This window comes from Mycobacterium sp. SMC-14 (genome assembly GCF_046250075.1).
In the GTDB taxonomy this organism is placed as follows: Bacteria; Actinomycetota; Actinomycetes; order Mycobacteriales; family Mycobacteriaceae; genus Mycobacterium.
In genome coordinates this window covers 3910210-3932871 of record NZ_CP176429.1, presented here as the reverse complement: position 1 = coordinate 3932871, position 22662 = coordinate 3910210, and the positions used below count along the sequence as shown (strand labels likewise).

Sequence of the window (22662 nt, the reverse complement as noted above, 5' to 3'; positions counted from 1 at the left end):
CTTTCAGAAACTGCTGAAGCTGACTTCCGGACACAGTATCAACTACTTGACACTAACCCGGCCGCTCGATAGCGTCGGCGCCAACGAGGCTCGTGACCCGACATGAGGACAGGAGTGGTTGTGGCGCGTTTTCCGAAGCCGCCCGAGGGCAGTTGGACCCAGCACTACCCCGAACTCGGTACCGAACCGGTGTCCTACCGCGATTCCATCAGCCCGGATGTCTACGAAAAGGAGCGCGCGGCGATCTTCCGGCGCGCCTGGCTCAATGTCGGTCGGGTAGAGCAGATTCCGCGAAAGGGCAGCTACTTCACTCGGGAACTCAAGGTGGTCAACACCTCGATCATTTTGGTGCGAACCGGATCTGGCCAGATCAAGGCCTACCACAACGTTTGTCGGCACCGCGGCAACAAGCTGGTGTGGGACACCATGCCGTTGGAGGAGACGAGCGGGAACTGCCGCCAGTTCACCTGCAAATACCATGCCTGGCGCTACGACTTGGATGGCAATCTGGCCTTCGTCCAACAGGAGGAGGAGTTCTTCGACCTCGACAAGAGCCGCTACGGGCTGGTCGGCGTGCACTGCGACGTCTGGGAAGGGTTCATCTTCGTCAACTTCGCCGCCACCCCGGAGCAATCGCTGCGCGAATTCCTCGGGCCGATGGTTACGGCGTTGGAGGGCTACCCCTTCGGGCAGATGACATCGCGGTGGCAATACCGCTCCTCGGTCAACTCCAACTGGAAGCTCTTCTTGGACGCGTTCCAGGAGTTCTATCACGCGCCGGTCCTACACGGGAACCAGACGCCGACGGCCTTCCGGGTAGCGGCAGAACAGGCCGGCTTCGAGGCGCCGCACTACCAGATCGAAGGCCCGCACCGGCTGGTGAGCACCTCGGGGGTGCGAGCCTGGGAAATGCCGGCCGAGATGCGCAAGCCGATCGAGGAGATCTGCCAGAGCGGGTTGTTCGGGCCATGGGACTCACCGGATCTCGGCCCGATGCCCGACGGCCTCAACCCCGCGAAATGCGAGCCGTGGGGCCTGGATTCGTTTCAGATCTTCCCCAACTTCACGATCCTGTTCTGGGGTCAGGGCTGGTATCTGACCTACCACTACTGGCCAACCGGACACGACTCGCACATTTTCGAAGGAACGCTGTACTTTCCTCAGCCGCGGACTCCCCGTGAGCGCGTCGCTCAAGAACTCGCGGCGGTGTCGTTCAAGGAATACGGGCTGCAGGACGCCAGCACCTTGGAGGCCACCCACACGATGATCGGCACCGGCGCGGTGGACCGGTTCCTGCTCAACGACCAAGAGGTGCTGATCCGGCACTTCCACTGCGAAACCGCCGCGTGGATCGCCGAGCACGAGCATGCGGCAGCGAAGGCGTGAGGAGCTTGACCGCCATGCTGCCCAAGGAATTCGGCGACCTCGAACCGTTCAGTCAGTGGTGCCTGCCGTCCGAGCCGGAGCGCTACGCCAAGCGCCTGAGCAGTTCCATGTTGGACATGCAGGTCTTCTACGACGCCGTCACGGCGCGCGCCGAAGACGCGCTGGCCTATTGCGACAAGTTCAGCCTCGACGACATGCCCGACGATGTGCTGAACCTGATGTACCTGCTGTATTCCATGATCACAGTGGCCTTTCCGGCCGAATCCTGGAAGCAGCCGCGCGTACCCGACTCCGGCGCCGCCGTCATCGAATGCGTCTCGGAGCCCTATCCGTGACCGGGGTCTTGGTGCTGCGCGCCGATCGGTGGCTCGACATCGACGCCGGTGTGGTGCGATCGCCCGCCGTCGTGGTGGTCGAGGACGGCCGCATCGCGGCCGTCAACCCCGAAGCGCCCCTTCCTGTTTCGGCTGAGGATATCGACCTCGGTGACGTCACATTGCTGCCCGGACTGATGGACATGGAGCTCAACCTGCTCATCGGCGGGCCGGGCAGTCCGGAAGGGCTCCCCACGCCGCTGCACGGCGTGCAGGACGACCCCGCCTACCGCACGTTGCGGGCCGCGGTCAACGCACGAACCACGCTGGAAGCCGGCTTCACCACCGTCCGCAATCTGGGGCTGATGGTCAAGACCGGCGGTTACCTGCTCGACGTCGCGCTACAGCGTGCCATCGACCAGGGCTGGCATGTCGGTCCGCGGATCTATCCCGCCGGCCACGCCGTCACGCCCTACGGTGGCCACCTGGATCCGACGGTCTTCCAACGGCTTGCGCCCGGCGTGATGCCGCTGTCGGTCGCCGAGGGCATCGCCAACGGCGTACCGGATGTGACCGCCTGCGTGCGCTACCAGATCCGCCACGGCGCCAAGCTGATCAAGGTGTCGGCCTCCGGCGGGGTGATGTCGCACAGCACCGCGCCGGGCGCCCAGCAGTACTCCGACGCCGAGTTGGCCGCAATCGCCGACGAAGCGCATCGTGCCGGGGTACGGGTGGCCGCACATGCCATCGGCGACACCGCGATTCGGGCGTGCATCCGGGCCGGTATCGACTGTATCGAGCACGGTTTCCTGGCCACCGACGAAACCCTGGCGATGATGGTGGACCATGGCACCTTCCTGGTCTCCACCACCTACTTGACGGACGCCTTGGCCGTCGACCGGATCGCCCCGGAGCTGCGCAAGAAGGCGGCCGAGGTGTTTCCGCGGGCCAAGGCCATGTTGCCCCGGGCGATCGAGGCCGGTGTACGCATCGCGTGTGGCACCGACGCGCCGGCAATTCCGCATGGCCAGAACGCCAAGGAACTGTGCGCACTGGTGCAGCGCGGCATGACACCGGTACAGGCACTGCAGGCGGCCACCGTCGTCAGCGCCGACCTCATCGACGCCGCCCACGAACTGGGCAGGCTGGCCCCGGGCTACTGCGCCGATATCATCGCGGTGCCGGGTGATCCGACCCGGGACATCAGCACCACCGGAGACGTGCGATTCGTCATGAAGGACGGCCGGGTCTGCAAGCGCAGCTGACAGGGAAGCGGGACATGGATCTCACCAACAACATCCTGTGGCTGCTCAAGCAGGCCTTCTACTACTCGCTGACGACCGTGAACGAGGCGATCAGCGAGCACGGGGTGAGCACCGCTCAGATCGGCCTGTTGCGCCAACTCGCCGGCGAACCGGGGTTGTCCGGTGCCGAACTGGCACGTCGTCTCCTGATCACCCCGCAGGGTGTGCAACTGGCCCTCAGTGCGCTCGAGCGCCGCGGATTGGTCGAGCGCAAGCAGGATCCCCATCACGGCCGAATCCTGCGGGCCTACCTGACCGACGAGGGGCGGGCGGTGACCTCGGCGGTCGTCACGGACGCGATCGCCGCCCATGACCAGGTGTTCGGGGTGTTGAGCATCGACGAGCAGGAGACGCTGCGAGCGTTGCTGGCCCGAGTCGTCGAGCAGGGTACCGGCCACACCCTCTTCGCCGACCACGTCGAGCCCTAAGGGCGCCGTCACGCAGTTCCGACTCGTGCGGGCATGCTGTCCCAGCCACGGACCGCTGAGGACGACGAAAAGATCGCAGCGTCGTGATCGATCTCCCAGTCCGGGAAGCGGTTGAGGATCTCATCGAGGGCGATCCGGCCTTCGAGACGGGCCAGGGCGTTGCCAAGGCAGTAGTGGGCGCCGACCCCGAAGGTCAGGTGTTGCCGTGGGGCCCGGGTGACATCGAAGGACTCCGCGGTCGCGCCGAATCGGCGCTCGTCGCGATTGGCCGCACCGATCAGGGTCAGCATTGCCGCCCCCGCGGGAACCACTCGGCCGTGTAACTCGACGTCGCGGGTGACATAGCGCGCCGCCTGCAGTGCCGGCGGTTCACAGCGCAGGATCTCCTCGATGGCGCTGCCCAGCAGCGACCGGTCGTCGGCGAGTAGCCGGCGTTGATCGGGGTATTGGGACAGCAACTTGGCCGTCCAGCCGATCAACCGGGTGGTGGTCTCGGCGCCGGCCACGGCGACGACGTTCATGAACATCAGCAGTTCGTCGCGGCGTAGGCGCCGCGTGTGACCGGTCTCGTCGGTGAACTCGACGTGCAGGAGTTCAGTGGTCAAGTCGTCGGCCGGATGGTTGATACGCCAGTCGATGAAGTCGGCGAAGACCTGCCCGTCGGTGAGCGCCCCGTCGGGATTGTCGGTCAGCTGCCCGCCGCGCTGGGTGCGCACATGCTTGTCGCCGTCCTCCTGAACACGGCGCTGGTAGTCCTCGGGAATGCCGAACAGCATGCCCACCACCCGCAGCGGCATCACCGCGCCGAGGGCGGTGACGAAGTCGATCCGGTCCGCGCCGATCAATGGGTCCAGGCACTGGGCGGTGAATTCTCGGATGGCCGCTTCGAGCGCAGTGATCTTGCGTGGAGTGAACGCCCGGGACAACAGGCTGCGGTGGATGTCATGGATCGGTGGGTCCTCGAAGATCAGCATGCCCGAAGGGATTTCGATGCCGGACTTGAGGATCTCCAGTACCACACCGCGTGCCGAGCTGAAGGTCTTGTGGTCGATCAGGGCCGCATTGACGTCCTCGAACCGGCTCACCGCGTAGAAGTCGTGAACTGCGTTGTAGTACAGCGGCGCTTCGGCCCGCAGCCGCGCGAACATCGGATAGGGATCGGCGTTGAGGGCGACGTCCCAGGGGTCGTAATACACGTCCTGAGTGGCGGTGGCGGCCACGGCGTAATTCACTCTCCGCGCTCGAACGGCACTATGGGTGGCACGCCGATTCCCTGTGGCATCACCAGGTGACCGTCGACGTCGATATAGCCGGAGCGGTTGGTCGGCAGTGGCAGAACAGGATTCGGGCAGGGCCGGTCGGTACCGTCACCGCAGATCCCGCCGGTGAAGTACGACCGCTTCTGGTGGTCGGCCGGCCACGGGTCGGAGTGCAGGGCGATCCATTGCGCAGGAACCATGTAGAGCACGAAGAAGCACGAGCTGACCCAGGCGAAGACCGCCAGGAACCGGGTGAACTGCTGACGGGCAACGCCCCCTCGTACGTGGTCGAGACCACGTTCGACGACGGTGCGCCCGCGCTCGTCGGTGAAGAAGCGCAGTGAGCACAACGCCGCCTGGACGGCGCCCCACATCAGGCCTTCGTAGATGGGCCATTGGTAGTAGGTGTCGGCATGGATCGACACCGACCGGATAGCGCCGGGGTAGGTGTAGAAACCGATCGGCAGCAGGACCAAGCCTTCCATGACGAAATCGAACACGAACGAGATCGCGTAGGTGATGGCAATAAGGCGCAGATTGCTGATGGAGGGCCAGCGCGCCTTGATCTTTCCCATGATCCAGCATCCGGCGATGGTGATCAGCAGAACCCCGTAGGCGTACCCGGGAATGTTGGTCAACAGGGGTTCGGCCACCTGGCGGCCGGGCTCCTCGGGCGATACCCAGCCGGGGATATGTGAGGTCCACGAACCCCGGTTGAACAGCCAGGTGTTGTAGGTGCACCAGGTGTTGAAGTAGTTCAGCAATGGGTCCAGGAAGAACATCAGGCCCATCGAGACAAACAGCAAGCCGTCCAACGTGATTCGGCGCTCGCGGCGCCACGGGCGGATGAAGAACCACCACACGGCCACTGGCAGGCCGACCCACAGCACGATGGCGTTGGCCATCAGGGGCACCTTCATGTACATCGGCGGATCGTTCGGCCCGCCTGGGACACGCTCGAAAAAGGGGCCGGTGATCCACCGGGTCCAGACATACAGCTGTAGTGCCAGCAGCGCGCCGCCGACGGCTGCCCACACCCGGATCGCTCCGCCCCCGCGCCCAGGCCGTTCCGGCTCGGCAAGAACGGATTCGATCTGCTCGCTCGACAAGCCGTTACTCACTGCACGGTCTCCTTCCGGGATGTCCCAGCACGGCGAAATATACTCATTGGTATCTGTGATGCCAATAGGTATCGAAGAATCTGTGGGAGAATTCGCGCCATGGTGGAGCAGTGGACCCGCGAACGCCGACTAGAGCGCACGCGGTCGCTGTTGCTGGACGCGGCCGAGGAAGTGTTCGCTGAAAAGGGCTTCACCACGGCGACTCTCGATGACATCGCCCAGGCTGCCGGCTACACCAAGGGCGCCATCTACAAGCACTTCACGGCCAAGGATGAGCTCTTCCTGGCGGTCAGTGATCGTTACTGGCGCCGGTACTTCGAGAACTTTGCCGAGGTGATGGCCAACGCCACGAAGGTCGGGGTGCGAGAGCTCGACGACATCGCCGAGCGCTGGCAACGGCTGAGCCGTGACCGGGGTGCCGAGCATGCCGCGCTCGGGTACGAGTTCACGCTGTACCTGTTACGCAACCCCGAAGCGCGCGAGCGCGTCGCCGCCAAGCGGGCCGAGGTCGTTGAGCAGTTGGCGAAGTTCATCGTCGAGGGCGTCCAGCGGCTCGGGGGGTCGCTGCTGATCCCGGCCCTCACCTTGGCGCAGGTCCTGGTCGCCACCAGCGACTCCGCCGTGTTGGCGAGCGAGCTCGACGGCATCGACCTGTATCGGCCGGTGGTGGCGATGTACGTCGCGATGATCAAGTTGCCCTGACGCCGCACGGCGGGTCTGAATATCAACCCTTGAGGTCAATGACAAGTACTTGATAACATACGCCACGAGGTGCGGTTCGCCGATCGACGCCGAAGGGGATGCAATGACCACAGGGGTGCCGCAGCGGGTTGCCGTGGTCACCGGTGGAGGCTCGGGCATGGGCGAGGCCACCTGTCACGAACTCGGCCGGCGCGGCTATCGCGTTGCCGTTCTCGACGTCAACGGCCAAGCCGCGCAGCGTGTTTCCGATGACCTGCGAGGCGGCGGAATGGCCGGGCTGGGTGTCGAGGCCGACGTCACCGATCGGGCCGCCGTCGACGAGGCCTTCGCCAGAGTGCGCAGTGAACTCGGCCCGGTCGCCGCGCTGATCACCAGTGCCGGACTCTTCGGCCACTGTGCCTTCGCTGACATCACTGAAGAGGCCTGGGCGCGGATCATCGACGTCAATCTGACCGGCACCTTCCACTGCTGCCAGGCCGCGTTGCCGGACATGGTCGCCGCCGGGTGGGGTCGCATCGTGATGATCTCCTCGTCCAGCGCCCAGCGCGGATCGCCGTTCGCCGCGCACTACGCGGCGTCCAAAGGGGCGGTCATCACCCTGACCAAATCGCTGGCGCGCGAATATGCCGCCCAAGGCATCACGGTCAACAACATCCCGCCGTCGGGTATCGAGACACCGATGCAGCACCAGGGTCAAGCGGCCGGATATCTGCCGCCGAACGAACAGATCGCCGCCAACATCCCGATGGGCCGGCTGGGCAGCGGCGCGGACATCGCCGCCGCCGTCGGATTCCTGTGCTCGGAGGAGTCCGGCTTCATCACCGGCCAGGTGCTCGGTGTCAACGGAGGGGCGGTGTTGTGACAGAACAATCTTCGGCGCGATCGGGCCGGACTCCCGAGGGCTCGTGGACGGAGCACTACCCGGAATTGGGTACCGGCCCGATCTCGTTCGCCGACTCCACATCGGATGAGTTCTTCGAGCTCGAACGCGAAGCGGTGTTCAAACGCGCCTGGCTCAACATCGGCCGCGTCGAGGAACTGCCCGATCACGGCAGCTACGCCACCAAGGAGATCGAAGCCGCCCGGGCCTCCGTCCTGCTGATCAGCACCACCGGCGGAATCGCGGCCTTCCACAACGTCTGCCCGCGGTGCGCGACCAAGCTGGTCTGGAACGATTTCCCGGATCGCGAGACCGCCGGACAGGGCGAGGCGATCACCTGCAAGCGCTGCCGGCGGACGCACGAATTCGACGGTGCCGACAGCGCGGCCCTGGTGCCGCTGCACTGCGACATCTGGAACGGCTTCATCTTCGTCAACCTCGACGCCGAGCCGCGTCAGGGCCTGCGGGAGTTCCTCGGGCCGATGATCACCGGCCTCGACGGCTACCCGTTCGAGAAGCTGACCGAGCGCTATGACTGGGTGGCCCACAACAACAGCAACTGGAAGATCTTCGCCGACGCGTTCCAGGAGTACTACCACGTTCCGGCGCTGCACTCCCAGCAGGTGCCCGCGCAGGTCCGGCTGCCAGGAGCCGGATTCACCTGCGGCCATTTCCAACTCGACGGCCCGCACCGATTGGTCTCGACCGCCGGTCGGCGCCGATGGCTGCTGCCCCCGGACTACATGTATCCGATCGAGCGGGCCACCCGCAGCGGGCTGGTCGGGCCCTGGGAGACCCCCGATATCGGTGAGCTGCCGGCCGGGGTGAATCCGGGCGGCATCGAGCCGTGGGGGATCAGCAACTTCCAGATCTTCCCCAACACCGAGATCCTGATCTACGGCGGCTGGTATCTGCTCTACCGGTACTGGCCCACCTCCCACAACACCCACCGGTTCGAGGCCCACACCTACTTCCATCCGGCCCGCACGGTGCGCGAACGCATCGAGCACGAGGTGGCGTCGGTGGTGCTCAAAGAGTTTGCGCTGCAAGACGCCGGCATGCTCGGCGGCACCCAGGCCGCGCTGGAGTACGGCGTCGTCGACGACTTCCCGCTGGGTGATCAGGAGATCCTGGTGCGGCACCTGCACAAGGTGATCGTCGACTGGGTGGAAACCCACCGGCGCGAGCATGCCGGCGTGGGAGCGGCGCAATGACCGGACCACGGCTGCCCAGCGCGTTCGCCGAACTGGAGAGCTTCGCCGAAACCTGGTGCTTACCAACCGAAACCGAACGCTTCAATCAAAGGCTGGCCAGCACCATCGGTGAGCTGCGGCAGTTCTACGACGCGTTCTTTCCGCGCCTGGAAGACGCGATCGAGCACTGCGACAAGTTCGCGCTGGACGAACTTCCCGAGGACGCCCTCAATTTGCTGCATCTGATCTATTCGCTGGTGATGGTGGCGATGGCGGTGGAGATCATGGGCCAGCCCACCCCCGTCGACGCCGCCGACGCCGTCATGATCCGCACCGGCTGGCCCCTTCCGTAGCGGTCACAGGCGCGAAACCCCTTGTCAGAAAGGACAGGCCGATGAGTCTGCTCACCCTCAACAAGCTGACGTCCTCGGTCGGTGCCGAGGTGCTCGGCGTCGACCCGGAGCGACTGGCTGCCGACGATAGCCTCGGTGCCGCGGTGCTCGAGGCGTTGGAAGACAACGGTGTTCTGGTCTTTCGCGGCCTGCATATCGGCCCCCGCGCCCAGGTCGGGTTCTGCGGACGCCTCGGCAGTGTCGACTACTCCGCGGACGGCCACCATGAGGTCGCGGGCATCTACCCGGTCACGTTGAACCGGTCCAAGAACTCCTCGGCGAGCTACCTGCGTGCCACCTTCGACTGGCACATCGACGGCTGCACGCCGACCGGCGACGAGTACCCGCAGAAGGCCACCGTGCTTTCGGCGGTGCAGGTCGCCGAGCGGGGCGGCGAGACCGAATTCGCCAGCTCATATGCCGCCTACGACCTGCTCACCGATGACGAGAAGCACCGCTGTCGCGCGCTGCGCGTGGTCCACTCGCTGGAGGCTTCCCAGCGGCGGGTCACCCCGGATCCGTCACCGGAGGAGCTGGCCCGGTGGCGGGCCCGGCCCACCCACGAACATCCGCTGGTGTGGACGCACCGCAACGGTCGTCGGTCACTGGTCCTGGGCGCCTCCGCAGACTACGTCGTCGGGATGGACCTCGACGAGGGGCGCGCACTGCTGGATGAATTGCTCACGCGCGCCACCGTTGCCGGCCGGGTCTATCGTCACCACTGGTCGGTGGGCGACACCGTCATCTGGGACAACCGTGGCGTACTACATCGGGCCGCTCCTTATGACCCCGATTCTCCCCGGGAGATGCTGCGCACCACGGTGCTCGGTGACGAGCCCATCCGGTGAGCGCGGTTATCGGGAGGAGATGACATGACCGACTCGTCAACGGAGAGCGAGCTGTTCGTCGCCACTGCGCGCGCATTCCTGGACAAGACCGCGACGCTGAGCGACTATCGCGACCTGCACGCGCGGGGCGGGTCCTATGACGCGCTGTGGTGGCGGCGGGCGGCCGAGCTCGGCTGGGCCGGCCTGCTGGTGCCCGAGGAGCTCGGCGGCGGCAGTGTCTCGGGCTGCGGCCTGCGCGACCTGGCCGCGATCGCCACCGAGATCGGACGCACCGTGGCGCCCGGGCCGCTGAACCCCGTGAGTGTGGTCCTGGCCGGTCTCGTCGACGCCGACAACCGGGACACTCACGCGCAGAGCATCGCGGCGTTGATCTCGGGGGAGATGGTGGCAACCTGGGCCTGCGACGAACCGGGCCGGGGCTTTCACCCCCAGCAGCCGGGCCTGACCGCGACCAGCATCCCCGGCGGCTACCGGCTCAACGGAGTCAAAGATCGGGTGGAGGCCGCGGACCGGGCGGACCTGGTGCTGATCGGCGCGCGCACCGACGACGGCGCGCTGCGCCAGTTCCTGGTCCGTACCGACAGTGTCGGAGTGCGGGTGGCGTCCCAGCCCGGCATCGATCTGGTGAAGCAGTACGCCCGCATCGAATTCAGCGATACCGACGTCGACGCGTCCGCGGTGGTCGGCACCGCGGCACAGACCGGTGCGCTCATCGACCGGCAGACCCAGGTCGGGATCGCGCTGGTGTGCGCCGAAACCGCCGGGATCCTGGACGCCGTCATGACCATGACGGTGGCGTGGGCCCGCGACCGGTACAGCTTCGGCAGGCCGCTGGCGTCTTACCAGGCGATCAAACACCGGCTCGCCGACATGACCATGTGGCTGCACGCCTGCCGCGCGATCACCGCCGGCGCCGTGGACAAGGTGGCAGCGCGTGACTCCGGCGCCGCCATGTGGGCCGGCGCCGCCAAGTCCTATCTCGGCGAACACGCCGGTCGGCTGATTCAGGAGTGCGTGCAACTGCACGGCGGAATCGGAGTCACCTGGGAACACGACCTGCACCTGTATCTACGTCGGGCCGCCCTGTACCGGAATCTGCTCGGCACCCCTGCCGAGCATCACCGGGCCATCTACGCGGCCGCCAGCGCCACGGAGCCCGCCGCATGATCGACATCACCGTCGAAGCCTTCGCCGCGTCGGCCCGCGACTGGCTGGCCGCCAACATGCCGCGCCTGGACCCGCGGCACCCCCCGCGCAACGGGCGCGACGACGACGGAGCCTGGCAACGCGCCCGCGAACTGCAGCGACTGCTGTACGACGGCGGTTTCGCCGGCATCTGCTTCCCCCGCGAATACGGCGGGCTCGGCCTGGACCTGCGCTACCAGAAGGCCTTCGACGCCGCGTCCGCCGGCTACGAGATGCCGCTGATCCTCAACGTCCCGACGTTCACCATCTGCTGCGCCACCCTGCTCGACACCGGCACCGAGGAACAGAAGCGCCGCCACATCCGCGCCGCGCTGCGCGGCGACGAGGTGTTGGTGCAGCTGCTCTCGGAGCCCAGCGGCGGCTCCGACCTGGCCGGCCTGATCACCCGCGCCGAGCGCGACGGCCAGGACTGGGTGGTCAGCGGGGCCAAGACGTGGAGCACCAGTGCGTTTGCCGCCGACTTCGGGCTGCTGCTGGTCCGCACCGATTCGACGGTGCCCAAGCACGACGGTCTGACGATGTTCCTGGTGCCGATCGACGCGCCCGGCGTCACGCTGCGGCGCATCGAGCAGGTCGACGGCTCCAACGAGTTCTGCGAGGAATTCTTCGACGGGTTGCGGCTTGGGGCCGACACGGTGGTCGGTGAGGTCAACAAGGGCTGGGACGTCGCGTCGCGGCTGCTGTACCACGAGCGGCGGGCCGTGGGGCAGGGTTCGGAGTTCGCCAGCGGGCGCGGCCCCGAACGAACCGAGATGGCCGCCGGCGACTTCCTGACCCTGGCGCAGGACGCCGGCACCGCGGACGACCCGCTGACCCAGGACCAGATCGGCCGGGTGCTTGCCCGGCGCATGGTGCGCGACAAGCTCATCGACTACGCCGGGAGTGGTATGCGCAGCGGTGAGCTTCCGCCCGCCGCGGCCTCGATCATCCGGCTGTTCCATTCCGATGTGACCTACCTGGAGGTCGACACCGCCATGGCGGTCGCCGGTCCGTTGGCGGTGGTGGACGACGAGGCGCACCTGCTCAGAGTGGGCCGGCGGTATCTGTCGCGGCAGACCGTGGGCCTCGGTGGTGGCAGCGACGAGATGGCGCGCAATGTCATCGCCGAGCGCGTTCTGGGCCTGCCCCGCGAGTACGCCGCCGACCGCGGCGTGCCGTTCAATCAGGTCCGCCATAACCGGCTCTGAGGCCGCAACGTCGAGCGCGATACCGCGCGCAGTCGGCGACCGGTAGCCTTTACCGCGATGACCTCAGCAGAATCAAGCTCCCAGGGCGTTACCTACGCATCGGCAGGAGTCGACATCGACGCCGGCGACCGGGCCGTCGAGTTGTTCAAACCCTTGGCCGCCAAGGCCACCAGGCCGGAGGTGCGGGGTGGCCTCGGCGGCTTCGCCGGCCTGTTCGCCCTGCGCAACGACTACCGCGAGCCGCTGTTGGCCTCCTCGACCGACGGCGTGGGCACCAAGCTGGCGATCGCCCAGGCGCTGGACAAGCACGACACCGTCGGCATCGACCTGGTTGCCATGGTCGTCGATGACCTGGTGGTGTGTGGCGCCGAGCCGCTGTTTCTGCAGGACTACATCGCCGTCGGCCGGACCGTGCCGGAACGGGTGGCCGCGATCGTCTCCGGCATCGCCGAGGGCTGTGTGCAGGCCGGCTGCGCGCTGCTGGGCGGGGAGACCGCCGAGCATCCCGGACTGATGGAACCCGATCACTACGACATCTCCGCGACCGGTATCGGCGTGGTGGAGGCGGACGACGTGCTCGGCCCCGAACGGGTCCGTCCCGGCGACGTACTGATCGCCATGGGTTCCTCAGGCCTGCATTCCAACGGCTATTCACTGGCCCGTGCCGTGCTGCTGGACATCGACCGGATGAACCTGGCCGGCCATGTCGAGGAATTCGGCCGCACCCTGGGCGAGGAACTGCTGGAACCGACCCGCATCTACGCCAAGGACTGCCTGGCGCTGGCCGCCGAGACTCAGGTGCGGACCTTCTGCCACGTGACCGGCGGCGGATTGGCCGGCAACCTGGCCCGCGTCATCCCCGACGGGCTGATCGCCGAGGTGGACCGTGGCACTTGGACGCCGGCCCCGGTGTTCGCCATGATCGCCCAGCGTGGACGGGTGAGTCGCGCGGAGATGGAGAAGACGTTCAACCTGGGCGTCGGCATGGTTGCCGTCGTCGCGCCGGAGGACACCGACCGCGCGCTGGCAATCCTGACTGCCCGCCACGTCGACTGCTGGCCGCTCGGCACAGTGGCCAAGCCGGGGAAGAACGCGGAACCGGGAGACGGGGCGAGGCTGGTCGGGGAGCACCCGAGGTTCTAGGCCCTATCGGGTCTGCCGAGCCCCATCAGGTCCGGTCAGGACCGGCGTTACGCCTGGGCGCTCAACGGCGCCAGTCGTCGTCGCCGTTCCAGGAGTCGTCACCCTCGGAGTCGTTGACCTCAGACCCGGCCAGCTCACGCTGAAGCCGACTGAAATCGGTCGACGGTGAGCTGTACTTCAGATCCCGAGCAACCTTGGTCTGTTTCGCCTTAGCCCGGCCGCGGCCCATGGGGGACCCCCTCGCGCAATAACGGAGCGGCCCCACGTGCAGGCGGCTCCGATCTGAATGTGTTTATTGTCCTGCCGACAGCTTACCGTGCCGATCGCGGAGGTGCCGACCTGCCCTGCGCCGGTGTGACCACTATCAAAGCCGGCCCCGTAGCCGGTCGACGGCGAGCCGCCCCGCGCCCCGCTCATCCGGCGGCGGCATCGATTCCGGGTCGATCACGGCACTGACCTCGGAGTCGGCGCCGGTCAGCAGCGGGGTGTCGGCCGGGAGTCCGCGTTTGAGCAGCGCCAGCGCGATCGGACCCAGTTCGAAGTGGTCCACCACCGTGCCCAGCCGGCCCACCGAGCGCCCGCCCGAGGTGACCGGGTCTCCGGTCGAGGGCCTGTCCACCGATCCATCCAGGTGCAGCAGCACCAGCATCCGGGGAGGCTTACCCAGGTTGTGCACCCGGGCTACGGTCTCCTGCCCGCTGTAGCACCCCTTGTCCAGGTGCACTGCGCCGACGCCGGGCCCGCCGATCCAGTTCAGCTCGTGCGGGATGCTGCGCTCGTCGGTGTCCACACCCAGTCGCGGGCGTCGCGCCGCCACCCGGTCGGCTTCGTAGGCCCATATCCCGGCGGGGCGCACCCCGGCCTGGGTCAGCCGGCGCTGCCACGCGCTCTTGTCGGCGCGCGGCACCAGCAACTCCAGCGCGTCGTGGCCGGGGGTTCGTCGCAGGAGACCGTCGGAATCTCCCACCGGCACCGCGGTAGCCCCGGGCGCAGCGGCCAGTCCCAGTGCGTCGAGGACAGCCGGGGCATCCCGGTCGGGACCCAGCAGCGACAGCACCGCAAGATCCGCCGGCTCGATGCTCACGTCGGCCCAGAACACCATCTTGCGCAGGTGTTCGGTCAGGGGCTCGCCGCGCCATGGCTCGGTGTCGAGGTAGGTCCGCTCGGCGAGCTCGGTCTGGATCCAGTGATTCTGGATGTGGCCCTTGGCGTCCAAGGTCAGGTTCTCGGTGCTGGCGCCGTCGGGAAGATCGGCGACGTGCTGGGTGCACAGGGTGTGCAGCCACGTCTTGCGCTCCGCGCCGCCCAGCGCGAGCACCGCCCGGTGGGACCGATCCACCAACACCGCTGCGGTTTCCGCGCTGCGCTGTTCGCCGAACGGGTCGCCGTAATGCCAGATGGCGCCCACGTCGGGACCGGAATCGGGTGCGGGGACGGCGGACACGTGTCAACTCTACGGAGCCGCTACGCTCACGGTCCATGGCAGCGGAGGCCGATGTGCAAGACAGCGTCGTGACGATCGTCACCGTGGGCGGCGGACCCGCTGCGGCCGGCTCACCACTGCTGCACGCCGACGACCTGGCGGCGCTGCGCGGCGACGGGGTTTTCGAGACCCTGCTGGTGCGCGACGGCGCCGCCTGCCTGCTCGACGCCCACCTGCGACGGCTGGCGCGCTCCGCCGAACTGATGGACCTGCCGACCCCGGACCTGGACGCCTGGCGCCGTGCCGTCGAGCAGGCGGTGCAGCAGTGGGCCGGGACGGGCGAAGGCGCGCTGCGGATGATTTACAGCCGGGGCCGAGAAACCGGTTCGGCACCAACCGCATACGTGATGCTGACCCCGCTGCCGGAACGCATCGCGGCGGCCCGGCGTGAGGGCTTGACGGTGGTGACCCTGGACCGCGGTCTGTCGGCGCAGGGGCTGGAGCTGCCGTGGCTGCTGGCCGGCGCCAAGACGCTGTCCTACGCGGTGAACATGGCGGCGCTGCGGTATGCCGCGAAACAGGGCGCCGATGACGTCATCTTCATCAGCTCCGACGGCTACGTCTTGGAGGGTCCCCGCTCCACGGTGGTGCTGGTGGAACCAGGACGGCTCATCACCCCGCCGCTGTCGCACCCGATCCTGCGCGGCACCACCGCCGAGGCGCTGTTCGACGTGGCCCGCGGCGCGGGCTATGAATGCGAATACGCCCCGTTGCGGCCGGCGGATCTCGCTGCGGCGCAAGATGTCTGGCTGGTGTCCAGCATCACCCTGGCCGCGCGGGTGCACACCCTCGATGGCCGGGTGCTGCACCCGCGGGTGTCCGAGGAGGAATTCGCCGGACTGGTCGACACCGCAATCGGCCACTGAAGGCGCACCGAAGTCGTTGACTCTGCGGTCATGGCGCAGAAGTGCGAGAAGCCTGCGCCCTCAGCGCAGAGTCAACGCAAGGGGTCAGCCGATGAAGCGTGTCAGCCGCGCCGACAGGTGCGGCACCAGCTCGCCGTCGGCGTTCACCCGCTCCTCGACGTAGGCCAGGTCACCGTCCTCGACGATCCCGTAAAGCCGCTTGGCCCCGCCGATCAGCGCCCCCGATTTACTGCGCGCCAGCGCGTCGGTGACCAGCTCCCATGAGGCCGGCCCGTGTGGACGCCCGTAGAACAGCTCCACGTAGCCGGTGGAGTGTGCCAACAGCAGTTCGATGGCCTGCGTTTCGTCGGGGTCGTCCGGATCGTCCACGAACCGCCAGAAGCCGGTTTCGCGCAGGGCCGGTTGGTGCGACTCGTCGTCGGACAGCTGCCAGGACCGCGCTTCCCAGTTCAGGTAGTCGCCGCCGTCGTGAGACACCACGATCTGCTGGCCGAACCGGTAGTCACCGTGCGCGCCATGGCCCACGCCCTCACCACGCCACACCCCGACCAACGGGAGCAGTGCCAACAGGGCGTCGTGCAGGTTCGCACCCTCGCGCAGGTTGGCGGTATCGGTGAACGGCAGGTCGTCAAAGACCGGAATGTTGCGTGCCGCGGTCGCCTTGGCACGTTCTGCGGCGGCAGCTACCGCGCGGTCGCCGGAACCCCGATCGACCTGGCGCTCGCCGCCATCCGGCGTACCTCCGTCGGGGGCACTCACATCTCGTCGGTAATCAGCCGATACAGCGTGTACAGCGCGAACCAGGTGATCAGGCCAGTTGCCGCCACCAGCATCAACTCGAAGAACAAAACCACGGGGGGAGTCTATCGCGAGTCGTCAGGCGACTTTGATGTCGACCTCGTGGAGGCCCGCCCCGGAGGGCGTCACCACGGCGTCACCGTTACCGGCCGAGGACAGAGCACGCACCCTCCAGGCTCCTGGAGCGGCGAAGAACCGGAAGTCACCGGTCGCCGAGGTGACCACCTCAGCAGTGAACTCGTCCGAGGAGTCCAGCAGTCGGACGAACGCACCGCCGACGGACGCGCCGGAGCTGTCCACCACGCGCCCGGTGATGACGGTCTCCTTCTCCAGGTCGACGTTGGCAGGCAGGGCGAGCCCTTGCTTGGGTCCAGAGCACATATCAGCTTCCCAATTCGATCGGGGCGCCCACCAGGGAGCCGTATTCCATCCAACTACCGTCGTAGTTCTTCACGTTGTTATGTCCGAGCAGCTCATGCAGCACGAACCAGGTGTGCGACGAGCGCTCACCGATACGGCAATAGGCGATGGTCTCCTTGTGACCATCCAGGCCGGCGTCGGCGTATAGCTTGGCCAGCTCCTCGTCGGACTTGAAGGTGCCGTCCTCGTTGGCGGCACGGCTCCACGGCACGTTGATCGCACTCGGGACGTGGCCGCGCTGTTGGCTCTGCTCCTGAGGCAGGTGCGCCGGAGCCAGGATCTTGCCGGAGAACTCCTCGGGGGAGCGCACGTCGACGAGGTTCTTGGTGTTGATTGCTGCCACCACCTCGTCGCGGCGGGCCCGCAGTGATTCGTCCAGCGGCTTGGCGCTGTAGGAGGTGGCGGGCCGGCTGACGGCTTCACTCGACAACGGACGCCCGTCGAGCTCCCACTTCTTGCGGCCGCCGTCGAGCAGCTTGACGGACTCGTGTCCGTAGAGCTTGAAGTACCAGTAGGCGAAGGCGGCGAACCAGTTGTTGTTGCCGCCGTAGAGGATCACGGTGTCGTCGCCTGAGACGCCGCGCTCGGAGAGCAGCTTGGAAAACGCGGCCTCGTCGATGACATCGCGGCGTACCGGGTCCTGCAGGTCCTTGCGCCAGTCCAGCCGGATTGCGCCCGGGATGTGGTTGATGTCATAGACGCTGGTGTCTTCGTCGACTTCGATGAACACGGTGTTGGGCGCGTCGAGATTGCTCTGGGCCCAGTCGGTGGAGACCAGGACGTCCGAGCGTGCCATGTGGGAATCCTTCCAGTTGCTTCGGGGAGAATGCTGTGAGTTATGCCGTGGACGGCCGCAGGCGCACGACGAGCGGGTAGAGCTGGCAGCCCAGACAGATTCCGAAGGCGGCGTTGAGGAAGGCGGCGGCCAGCGCAAACGCCGTCGCGATCAGGCCGACCGCCGGGGCGAAGGCGAAGCCGGCGACCCCGATCAGGGCGAATACCAGGCCGACGAGCTGGGCGAAGCGCAGTGGCGCGACCGGCTCACGCTCGGTGACCGGCCCGAGCCGTGGCGCCACCAGTCGGGCGAACAGCAATCCGTAGGGGTGACGGCGGGGGCCCAATGCCGTGCCGACCGCGAACACGACGGCCTGGGCGGCCAGCAACGCGGCCGCGCCCAGGGGGCTGAACTGGGAGATCAGTAGGACGGCCACCAGTACGGCGGTGGTGATCCAGGCGGTGAACCGGGGACCCCGGACATCTACCTGTGTGGTGTCGGTGTTGGGCATGAATGCTCCTGGCTGTCGTGGCGAGTGGCTGGTGGAGACATGCCACGGCTTCCCGGGCGCTCCGATAGCGACGCGAAAACGCGCGTCTCAGCGACAACGACAACAACAGCAGCCCGCGGTGCGGCACAGGTCAACTGCGCGGCGCTTGGTGAGCACAAGCTCAAGGCGGGCGAACACGACGTACAGCCTACCCAACGCGGGGGTGGTCAAGCCAACAGAGGTTCCAGCGCAGAACGCAGGTCCGCCGACGTCGGGACACCGGCGGCACGGTAGCGCTGGCGCCCTTCGGTGTCGAAAATCACCGTGGTCGGCAGCGACAGCACCGAGAACCTGCGCGCGGCCTCGGGGTTGGCGTCGATGTCGATCTCGTGATGGGGGACGCCCCCGAGGTCATCGCAGACCTTTTCGACCACACGGCGTACGCCGGCGCACGGTCCGCACCACGGCGCGGAGAAGTGCACCACCGCCGGTCGCCCGGCTTCCACCCCCAGAAAGGCGGCATCGGAAGCGGCGTTGGCGTCATGGCCGGTGCCCGGGTCGGGCAGTTCCCGCAACACGCCGGCTCGTCGGTTCAGCCACCATCCGATCGCGCCGGCGAAAACCAGGGCGGCAACGATCGCAAGGATGCTCATCGCGGGCGGAACTCCGGCAGTGTGACGGTCAGGTCGTCGGCGATGCCCTCGATGATCACATCGGAGCCGCGGGCGCCTTGGCTGGTCGGTACCAACCCGAACGGCAGCCGCTGCTGGGGCAGGCTGCCGCGGAACGCGGTGAGCACCGCGGCGCGCTGCTCTTCGGGCACACTCTGGTCGGCGGTGTCCGGGCCGGTGAGGACGCCCGTCGGGGTGATGACCAACGTGGTGTGGTCGGGTCCGGCGATCGACAGGTCCACGGCAACGCTCACCCGCTTGCCGAAACCCGCTGGCGTGCCGGTGAATACCAGCCCGTGGTTGCTGGAGATTCCGGACTCGGTGGTGCCGCCGGTGTTGTCGTTGGTCTCCGCCGGTGGGGCTTCCACCATCAGGTCGCGGATGCCCAAGTAGCGGCCCAAATGCACAGAACCGATGATAATCCGGCTCTCCAGCCGGGCTACCGGGATCGGGGCGTCCGGCCGGAACCGCCAGGTGGCTTCGGTCAGGTCGACCGAGTGCATGGTGGCTTCCAGCATCGACTTGCCGATCATCGGCTGCTCGACCGCCGAGGCCTTGATCTCGACCTCGTCGTAGTGATCGCGTCGCGCCTGCGGCAGGAACGGGAAGCCCAGAATCGCCACGAACGGGTCCGCTTGGAGGCCTGTGGCCTTGCGTACCGACCGGGACAATTGGTACTCGGCGTAGACGCTGGCTCCGAAATCGACGCCGACAGCCAGCACAACCAGGGCCGCGATCGCGGCCGACATACCGATAAGCACCCTGCGCACTCGGTCATTCTGGCAGGTCGCACGCTATCGTTAGATCACCTGGGACGCTGGAGGGCCTCTATTGGAGCTACTGCTGTTGACCGCTGACCTGCACCCTGACGGGGTGCTGCCGTCGCTGTCCCTGCTGGCACACACCGTGCGGACAGCGGCGCCAGAGGTTTCTGCGCTGCTTGAGGCCGGTTCGGCCGAGGTGGTTCTGGTCGACGCACGCACCGATTTGGCTGCGGCACGCGGACTGTGCCGGCTGCTGAGCGCCACCGCGGGATCGGTCCCGGTGGTCGCGATCGTGACCGAGGGCGGACTGGTGGCGGTCAACGCCGAGTGGGGCATCGACGAGATCCTGCTTCCCGGTACCGGGCCCGCCGAGACAGATGCCCGATTGCGTCTGCTGACCGGACGTCACGGCGCACCGGCCGCCGAGCAGGCTTCGGGTCAGACCAAGCTCGGCGAGCTGGTGATCGACGAGGGCACCTACACCGCAAGGCTGCGGGGCCGTCCGCTGGACCTGACCTACAAGGAGTTCGAGCTGCTGAAGTACCTCACCCAACACGTCGGTCGGGTCTTCACCCGAGCGCAGTTGTTGCAGGAGGTCTGGGGCTACGACTTCTTCGGCGGTACGCGCACGGTCGACGTGCACGTCCGGCGGTTGCGCGCCAAGCTCGGTCCGGAATACGAGTCGCTGATCGGCACCGTCCGCAACGTCGGCTACAAGGCGGTCCGGCCGGTGCGTGGTCACGCCGCGGCCACCTCCGACGACGACGCGGACGACGACGTGGTCGAGGACCTCGACGGCGCTGACGGCGGCGCGCCCGAGCCGCTGACCAGGCAGTGACCGCCCCCCAGTGGCATGCCGCACTGACCGATGACGAGCAGCGCCAGATCCGCGAGCTGATCACTGCCGCCGGTGAACACGACGGAGTCGCCCCGGTGGGGGAGCAGGTACTGCGGGAACTCTCGGCAACCCGCACCCAGCATCTGGTCGTCGCTGACGGCGCATCGGTGCTGGGCTACCTGAACCTGGCCGCCGGCTCGGAGGACGCCGCGCCGATGGCGGAGCTGGTGGTGGCGCCGCGCGCCCGGCGGCGTGGGATCGGGGCGGCGATGGTCCGCGCTGCACTGGCCAGAACCGACGGCGGTGCCCGGTTCTGGGCGCACGGCACCCTGCCGGCCGCCCAGTCCACGGCCGAGGCGCTGGGCCTCGCCACGGTGCGCGAGCTGCTGCAGATGCGCCGATCGCTGCGTGGGGTGCCCGAGCCGACGGTTCAGCGAGGCTCGACGGAGGAATGCCGAAGCTGGGACCGCCGCATAGGCACAGCGGTTCCGTCTGGGGTAACGATTCGCACCTATGCGGGCCCGGACGACGACGCCGAACTGCTGCGCGTCAATAACGCCGCGTTCTCCTGGCATCCGGAACAGGGCGGCTGGACGGCGGAGGACCTGGCGCAGCGCCGCGCCGAGGCGTGGTTCGATCCGGCCGGTCTGTTTCTGGCGTTCGACGGACCCGTGCTGCTGGGGTTTCACTGGACCAAGATCCACGCCGGCAAACCGGGCGCCGAACGCGCCGGGGAGGTCTACGTGGTGGGAGTCGATCCGGCCGCCCAGGGCCGTGGTCTGGGCCGGGTGCTGACCGAGATCGGCCTGGTCTACCTGGCGGACCGGCTTGCTGATGTCAAGGAGCCGATTGTGCTGCTGTACGTCGAGGCGGACAACACCGCGGCATTGCGCACCTACCAGCAGTTGGGCTTTGACGTGCACAGTGTCGACACCGCTTACGCCGCTGTGGACCAGCTTTGAGACGGCACCGGAATCTATTCACCGCCCGTTCATCTGGCATGTGGTTGCCATCCATAAGTGCCGCATACGTTCCCGGAGAGATTTGAACCGGAAGCGAGAAAGCGAGAACTGATGAAACGCACAAAGGCGGGTCTTGCGCTGGTAGCGGCCGCGATGACCGGTCTGGCGCTCAGTGGCTGTGGCAGCGATGACAACAACGCAAGCCCGGCAGGCACTGGAACCACCTCGGGTAAAGCCGACTCCGCTGAGTGCCCCGGTAAGAGCACGCTGACCGCTGAGGGATCGACCGCTCAGCAGAACGCGATCGCCGTGTTCAACCAGGTGTGGGGCAAAGAGTGTTCGGGCAAGAACCTGTCCTACAACCCGACCGGGTCGGGCGCGGGCCGCGAGCAGTTCATCGCCGGGCACGTCGACTTCGCCGGTTCGGACTCGCCGCTGAGCGAAGCGCAGGTCGCCGAGGCGGCCGACCGGTGCGGCCAGAACCCGGCATGGCATCTGCCGCTGGTGTTCGGCCCGGTCAGCATCGCCTACCACCTCGACGGGGCGGAGAACCTGGTCCTCAACGGTGACGTGCTGGCCCGGATCTTCAGCGGGGCCATCACCAGCTGGAACGATCCCGCGCTGGTGGCCCTCAACCCGGGCCAGGAACTGCCGGCGATCGCCATCACCCCGATCTACCGGTCGGACTCGTCGGGCACCACCGACAACTTCCAGAAGTACCTCAGCGCCGCAGCGCCGCAGGCCTGGACCAAGGGTGAAGGCAGCGAATTCCAGGGCGGCGTCGGTGAGGGCGCGCAGAAGTCGGCCGGGGTCGTGCAGGCGGTGCAGAGCACTCCTGGTGCCATCGGCTACGTCGAGAAGGGCTTCGCCGACCAGGCCAACCTGCGGTCGGCGATGATCGACTCGGGCTCCGGGGTGGTCGCCGCAACCGACGAATCGGCCGGTGTGGCGATCCAGTCGGCCGGATTCGTCTCCGAAGACAGCAACGACATGCGGCTGGACCTCAGGTCGCTTTACGGCACCAAGCAGGCCGCTGCCTACCCGCTAGTCTTGGTGACCTATGAGATCGTCTGCTCCAAGGGCTATGACCCCGACACGTCGGCGGCCGTGAAGTCCTTCTTGAAGACGGCCTCCACCAGCGGCCAGGACGAATTGTCGTCCGCCGGTTACGTTCGGCTGCCGGACCAGTTGAAACGGCGCTTGAGTGCCGCCATCGACGCGATCCAGTAGCC

27 protein-coding genes are annotated in these 22662 nt (G+C 67.3%); 16 read left to right on the top strand and 11 right to left on the bottom strand.

All coding sequences use genetic code 11. The features are described 5' to 3' along the window. The first annotated feature begins 120 nt into the window (after window positions 1-120). The 4 genes from ACKY0W_RS18725 to ACKY0W_RS18710 are packed head-to-tail and all read left to right on the top strand — an operon-like array spanning window position 121 to window position 3432. A complete protein-coding gene (locus tag ACKY0W_RS18725; RefSeq protein WP_409435301.1) occupies window positions 121-1386 on the top strand; it encodes an aromatic ring-hydroxylating oxygenase subunit alpha in 1266 nt (421 codons plus the stop codon). A gap of 14 nt (window positions 1387-1400) precedes the next feature. Then, window positions 1401-1721, top strand: coding sequence for a hypothetical protein (locus ACKY0W_RS18720; RefSeq protein WP_409437850.1), 321 nt, complete (start codon window positions 1401-1403; stop codon window positions 1719-1721). Then, window positions 1697-2965 (top strand): metal-dependent hydrolase family protein, encoded by a 1269-nt coding sequence (locus tag ACKY0W_RS18715; protein WP_409435300.1) that lies wholly within the window; start codon window positions 1697-1699, stop codon window positions 2963-2965. Before ACKY0W_RS18720 ends, ACKY0W_RS18715 begins: the two co-directional genes overlap by 25 nt. 14 nt (window positions 2966-2979) lie before the next feature. Continuing rightward, a complete protein-coding gene (locus ACKY0W_RS18710; protein ID WP_409435299.1) occupies window positions 2980-3432 on the top strand; it encodes a MarR family winged helix-turn-helix transcriptional regulator in 453 nt (150 codons plus the stop codon). An 8-nt stretch (window positions 3433-3440) separates the two neighbouring features. On the opposite strand, the gene ACKY0W_RS18705 is transcribed toward ACKY0W_RS18710, so the two are convergent. Continuing rightward, a complete protein-coding gene (locus ACKY0W_RS18705; RefSeq protein ID WP_409437849.1) occupies window positions 3441-4652 on the bottom strand; it encodes a cytochrome P450 in 1212 nt (403 codons plus the stop codon). Between the two features lie 8 nt (window positions 4653-4660). Next, window positions 4661-5785, bottom strand: a complete 1125-nt coding sequence (locus ACKY0W_RS18700) for a spirocyclase AveC family protein (protein WP_409437848.1) — start codon at window positions 5783-5785, stop codon at window positions 4661-4663. A gap of 126 nt (window positions 5786-5911) precedes the next feature. Here ACKY0W_RS18700 and ACKY0W_RS18695 point away from each other — a divergent pair, with 126 nt between their 5' ends. From ACKY0W_RS18695 to purM, 8 genes are all read left to right on the top strand, one after another. Further along, window positions 5912-6514, top strand: coding sequence for a TetR/AcrR family transcriptional regulator (locus tag ACKY0W_RS18695; protein WP_409435298.1), 603 nt, complete (start codon window positions 5912-5914; stop codon window positions 6512-6514). 103 nt (window positions 6515-6617) lie between these two features. Continuing rightward, on the top strand, window positions 6618-7376 hold the full coding sequence (locus ACKY0W_RS18690; RefSeq protein WP_409435297.1) for an SDR family NAD(P)-dependent oxidoreductase: 759 nt from the start codon (window positions 6618-6620) through the stop codon (window positions 7374-7376). Further along, the gene (locus ACKY0W_RS18685) at window positions 7373-8608 is read left to right on the top strand and encodes an SRPBCC family protein (RefSeq protein ID WP_409435296.1); all 1236 of its coding nucleotides are present in this window, start codon (window positions 7373-7375) and stop codon (window positions 8606-8608) included. Before ACKY0W_RS18690 ends, ACKY0W_RS18685 begins: the two co-directional genes overlap by 4 nt. Next, window positions 8605-8940 carry a hypothetical protein gene (locus ACKY0W_RS18680; protein ID WP_409435295.1) on the top strand — a complete coding sequence of 112 codons (336 nt, stop codon included), beginning with the start codon at window positions 8605-8607 and terminating at the stop codon, window positions 8938-8940. Before ACKY0W_RS18685 ends, ACKY0W_RS18680 begins: the two co-directional genes overlap by 4 nt. Window positions 8941-8981: 41 nt before the next feature. Beyond that, window positions 8982-9827 (top strand): TauD/TfdA dioxygenase family protein, encoded by an 846-nt coding sequence (locus tag ACKY0W_RS18675; protein WP_409435294.1) that lies wholly within the window; start codon window positions 8982-8984, stop codon window positions 9825-9827. A 24-nt stretch (window positions 9828-9851) separates the two neighbouring features. Further along, complete coding sequence (locus ACKY0W_RS18670; RefSeq protein ID WP_409435293.1) at window positions 9852-10994, top strand: acyl-CoA dehydrogenase family protein; 1143 nt, start codon at window positions 9852-9854, stop codon at window positions 10992-10994. After that, window positions 10991-12220 carry an acyl-CoA dehydrogenase family protein gene (locus ACKY0W_RS18665; RefSeq protein WP_409435292.1) on the top strand — a complete coding sequence of 410 codons (1230 nt, stop codon included), beginning with the start codon at window positions 10991-10993 and terminating at the stop codon, window positions 12218-12220. Before ACKY0W_RS18670 ends, ACKY0W_RS18665 begins: the two co-directional genes overlap by 4 nt. Window positions 12221-12277: 57 nt before the next feature. Beyond that, entirely contained in the window at window positions 12278-13363 is a 1086-nt protein-coding gene (purM, locus tag ACKY0W_RS18660; RefSeq protein WP_409435291.1) for a phosphoribosylformylglycinamidine cyclo-ligase, read from the top strand. A 61-nt stretch (window positions 13364-13424) separates the two neighbouring features. On the opposite strand, the gene ACKY0W_RS18655 is transcribed toward purM, so the two are convergent. Both ACKY0W_RS18655 and ACKY0W_RS18650 read right to left on the bottom strand, forming a co-directional pair. Next, entirely contained in the window at window positions 13425-13592 is a 168-nt protein-coding gene (locus ACKY0W_RS18655; RefSeq protein WP_081654520.1) for a DUF3073 domain-containing protein, read from the bottom strand. Between the two features lie 135 nt (window positions 13593-13727). Then, window positions 13728-14807 carry a YgfZ/GcvT domain-containing protein gene (locus ACKY0W_RS18650; RefSeq protein ID WP_409435290.1) on the bottom strand — a complete coding sequence of 360 codons (1080 nt, stop codon included), beginning with the start codon at window positions 14805-14807 and terminating at the stop codon, window positions 13728-13730. Window positions 14808-14842: 35 nt separating this feature from the next. Between ACKY0W_RS18650 and ACKY0W_RS18645 the strand changes: the two genes are divergently transcribed. Further along, entirely contained in the window at window positions 14843-15712 is an 870-nt protein-coding gene (locus ACKY0W_RS18645; protein WP_409435289.1) for an aminodeoxychorismate lyase, read from the top strand. 84 nt (window positions 15713-15796) lie between these two features. Here ACKY0W_RS18645 and ACKY0W_RS18640 read toward each other — a convergent pair whose 3' ends face one another. From ACKY0W_RS18640 to lmeA, 7 genes are all read right to left on the bottom strand, one after another. Continuing rightward, window positions 15797-16471, bottom strand: a complete 675-nt coding sequence (locus ACKY0W_RS18640) for an FABP family protein (protein ID WP_409435288.1) — start codon at window positions 16469-16471, stop codon at window positions 15797-15799. 117 nt (window positions 16472-16588) lie between these two features. Next, on the bottom strand, window positions 16589-16891 hold the full coding sequence (locus tag ACKY0W_RS18635) for a DUF1416 domain-containing protein (protein ID WP_409435287.1): 303 nt from the start codon (window positions 16889-16891) through the stop codon (window positions 16589-16591). Between the two features lies 1 nt (window position 16892). Next, on the bottom strand, window positions 16893-17726 hold the full coding sequence (locus ACKY0W_RS18630) for a sulfurtransferase (RefSeq protein ID WP_409435286.1): 834 nt from the start codon (window positions 17724-17726) through the stop codon (window positions 16893-16895). Between the two features lie 40 nt (window positions 17727-17766). After that, window positions 17767-18216, bottom strand: coding sequence for a DUF4395 domain-containing protein (locus ACKY0W_RS18625; RefSeq protein ID WP_409435285.1), 450 nt, complete (start codon window positions 18214-18216; stop codon window positions 17767-17769). 87 nt (window positions 18217-18303) lie between these two features. Further along, window positions 18304-18372, bottom strand: coding sequence for a putative leader peptide (locus ACKY0W_RS18620; RefSeq protein WP_353617130.1), 69 nt, complete (start codon window positions 18370-18372; stop codon window positions 18304-18306). A gap of 50 nt (window positions 18373-18422) precedes the next feature. Then, window positions 18423-18848 carry a thioredoxin family protein gene (locus ACKY0W_RS18615; protein ID WP_409435284.1) on the bottom strand — a complete coding sequence of 142 codons (426 nt, stop codon included), beginning with the start codon at window positions 18846-18848 and terminating at the stop codon, window positions 18423-18425. Continuing rightward, complete coding sequence (gene lmeA, locus ACKY0W_RS18610) at window positions 18845-19636, bottom strand: mannan chain length control protein LmeA (RefSeq protein WP_409435283.1); 792 nt, start codon at window positions 19634-19636, stop codon at window positions 18845-18847. The genes ACKY0W_RS18615 and lmeA overlap by 4 nt, the downstream gene beginning before the upstream one ends. A gap of 61 nt (window positions 19637-19697) precedes the next feature. Here lmeA and ACKY0W_RS18605 point away from each other — a divergent pair, with 61 nt between their 5' ends. From ACKY0W_RS18605 to pstS, 3 genes are all read left to right on the top strand, one after another. Beyond that, window positions 19698-20468 carry a winged-helix domain-containing protein gene (locus ACKY0W_RS18605; protein WP_409435282.1) on the top strand — a complete coding sequence of 257 codons (771 nt, stop codon included), beginning with the start codon at window positions 19698-19700 and terminating at the stop codon, window positions 20466-20468. After that, complete coding sequence (gene mshD / locus ACKY0W_RS18600; RefSeq protein ID WP_409435281.1) at window positions 20465-21430, top strand: mycothiol synthase; 966 nt, start codon at window positions 20465-20467, stop codon at window positions 21428-21430. Before ACKY0W_RS18605 ends, mshD begins: the two co-directional genes overlap by 4 nt. Before the next feature lie 111 nt (window positions 21431-21541). Further along, window positions 21542-22660 carry a phosphate ABC transporter substrate-binding protein PstS gene (gene pstS / locus ACKY0W_RS18595; protein WP_409435280.1) on the top strand — a complete coding sequence of 373 codons (1119 nt, stop codon included), beginning with the start codon at window positions 21542-21544 and terminating at the stop codon, window positions 22658-22660. The last annotated feature ends 2 nt before the right edge of the window (window positions 22661-22662 follow it).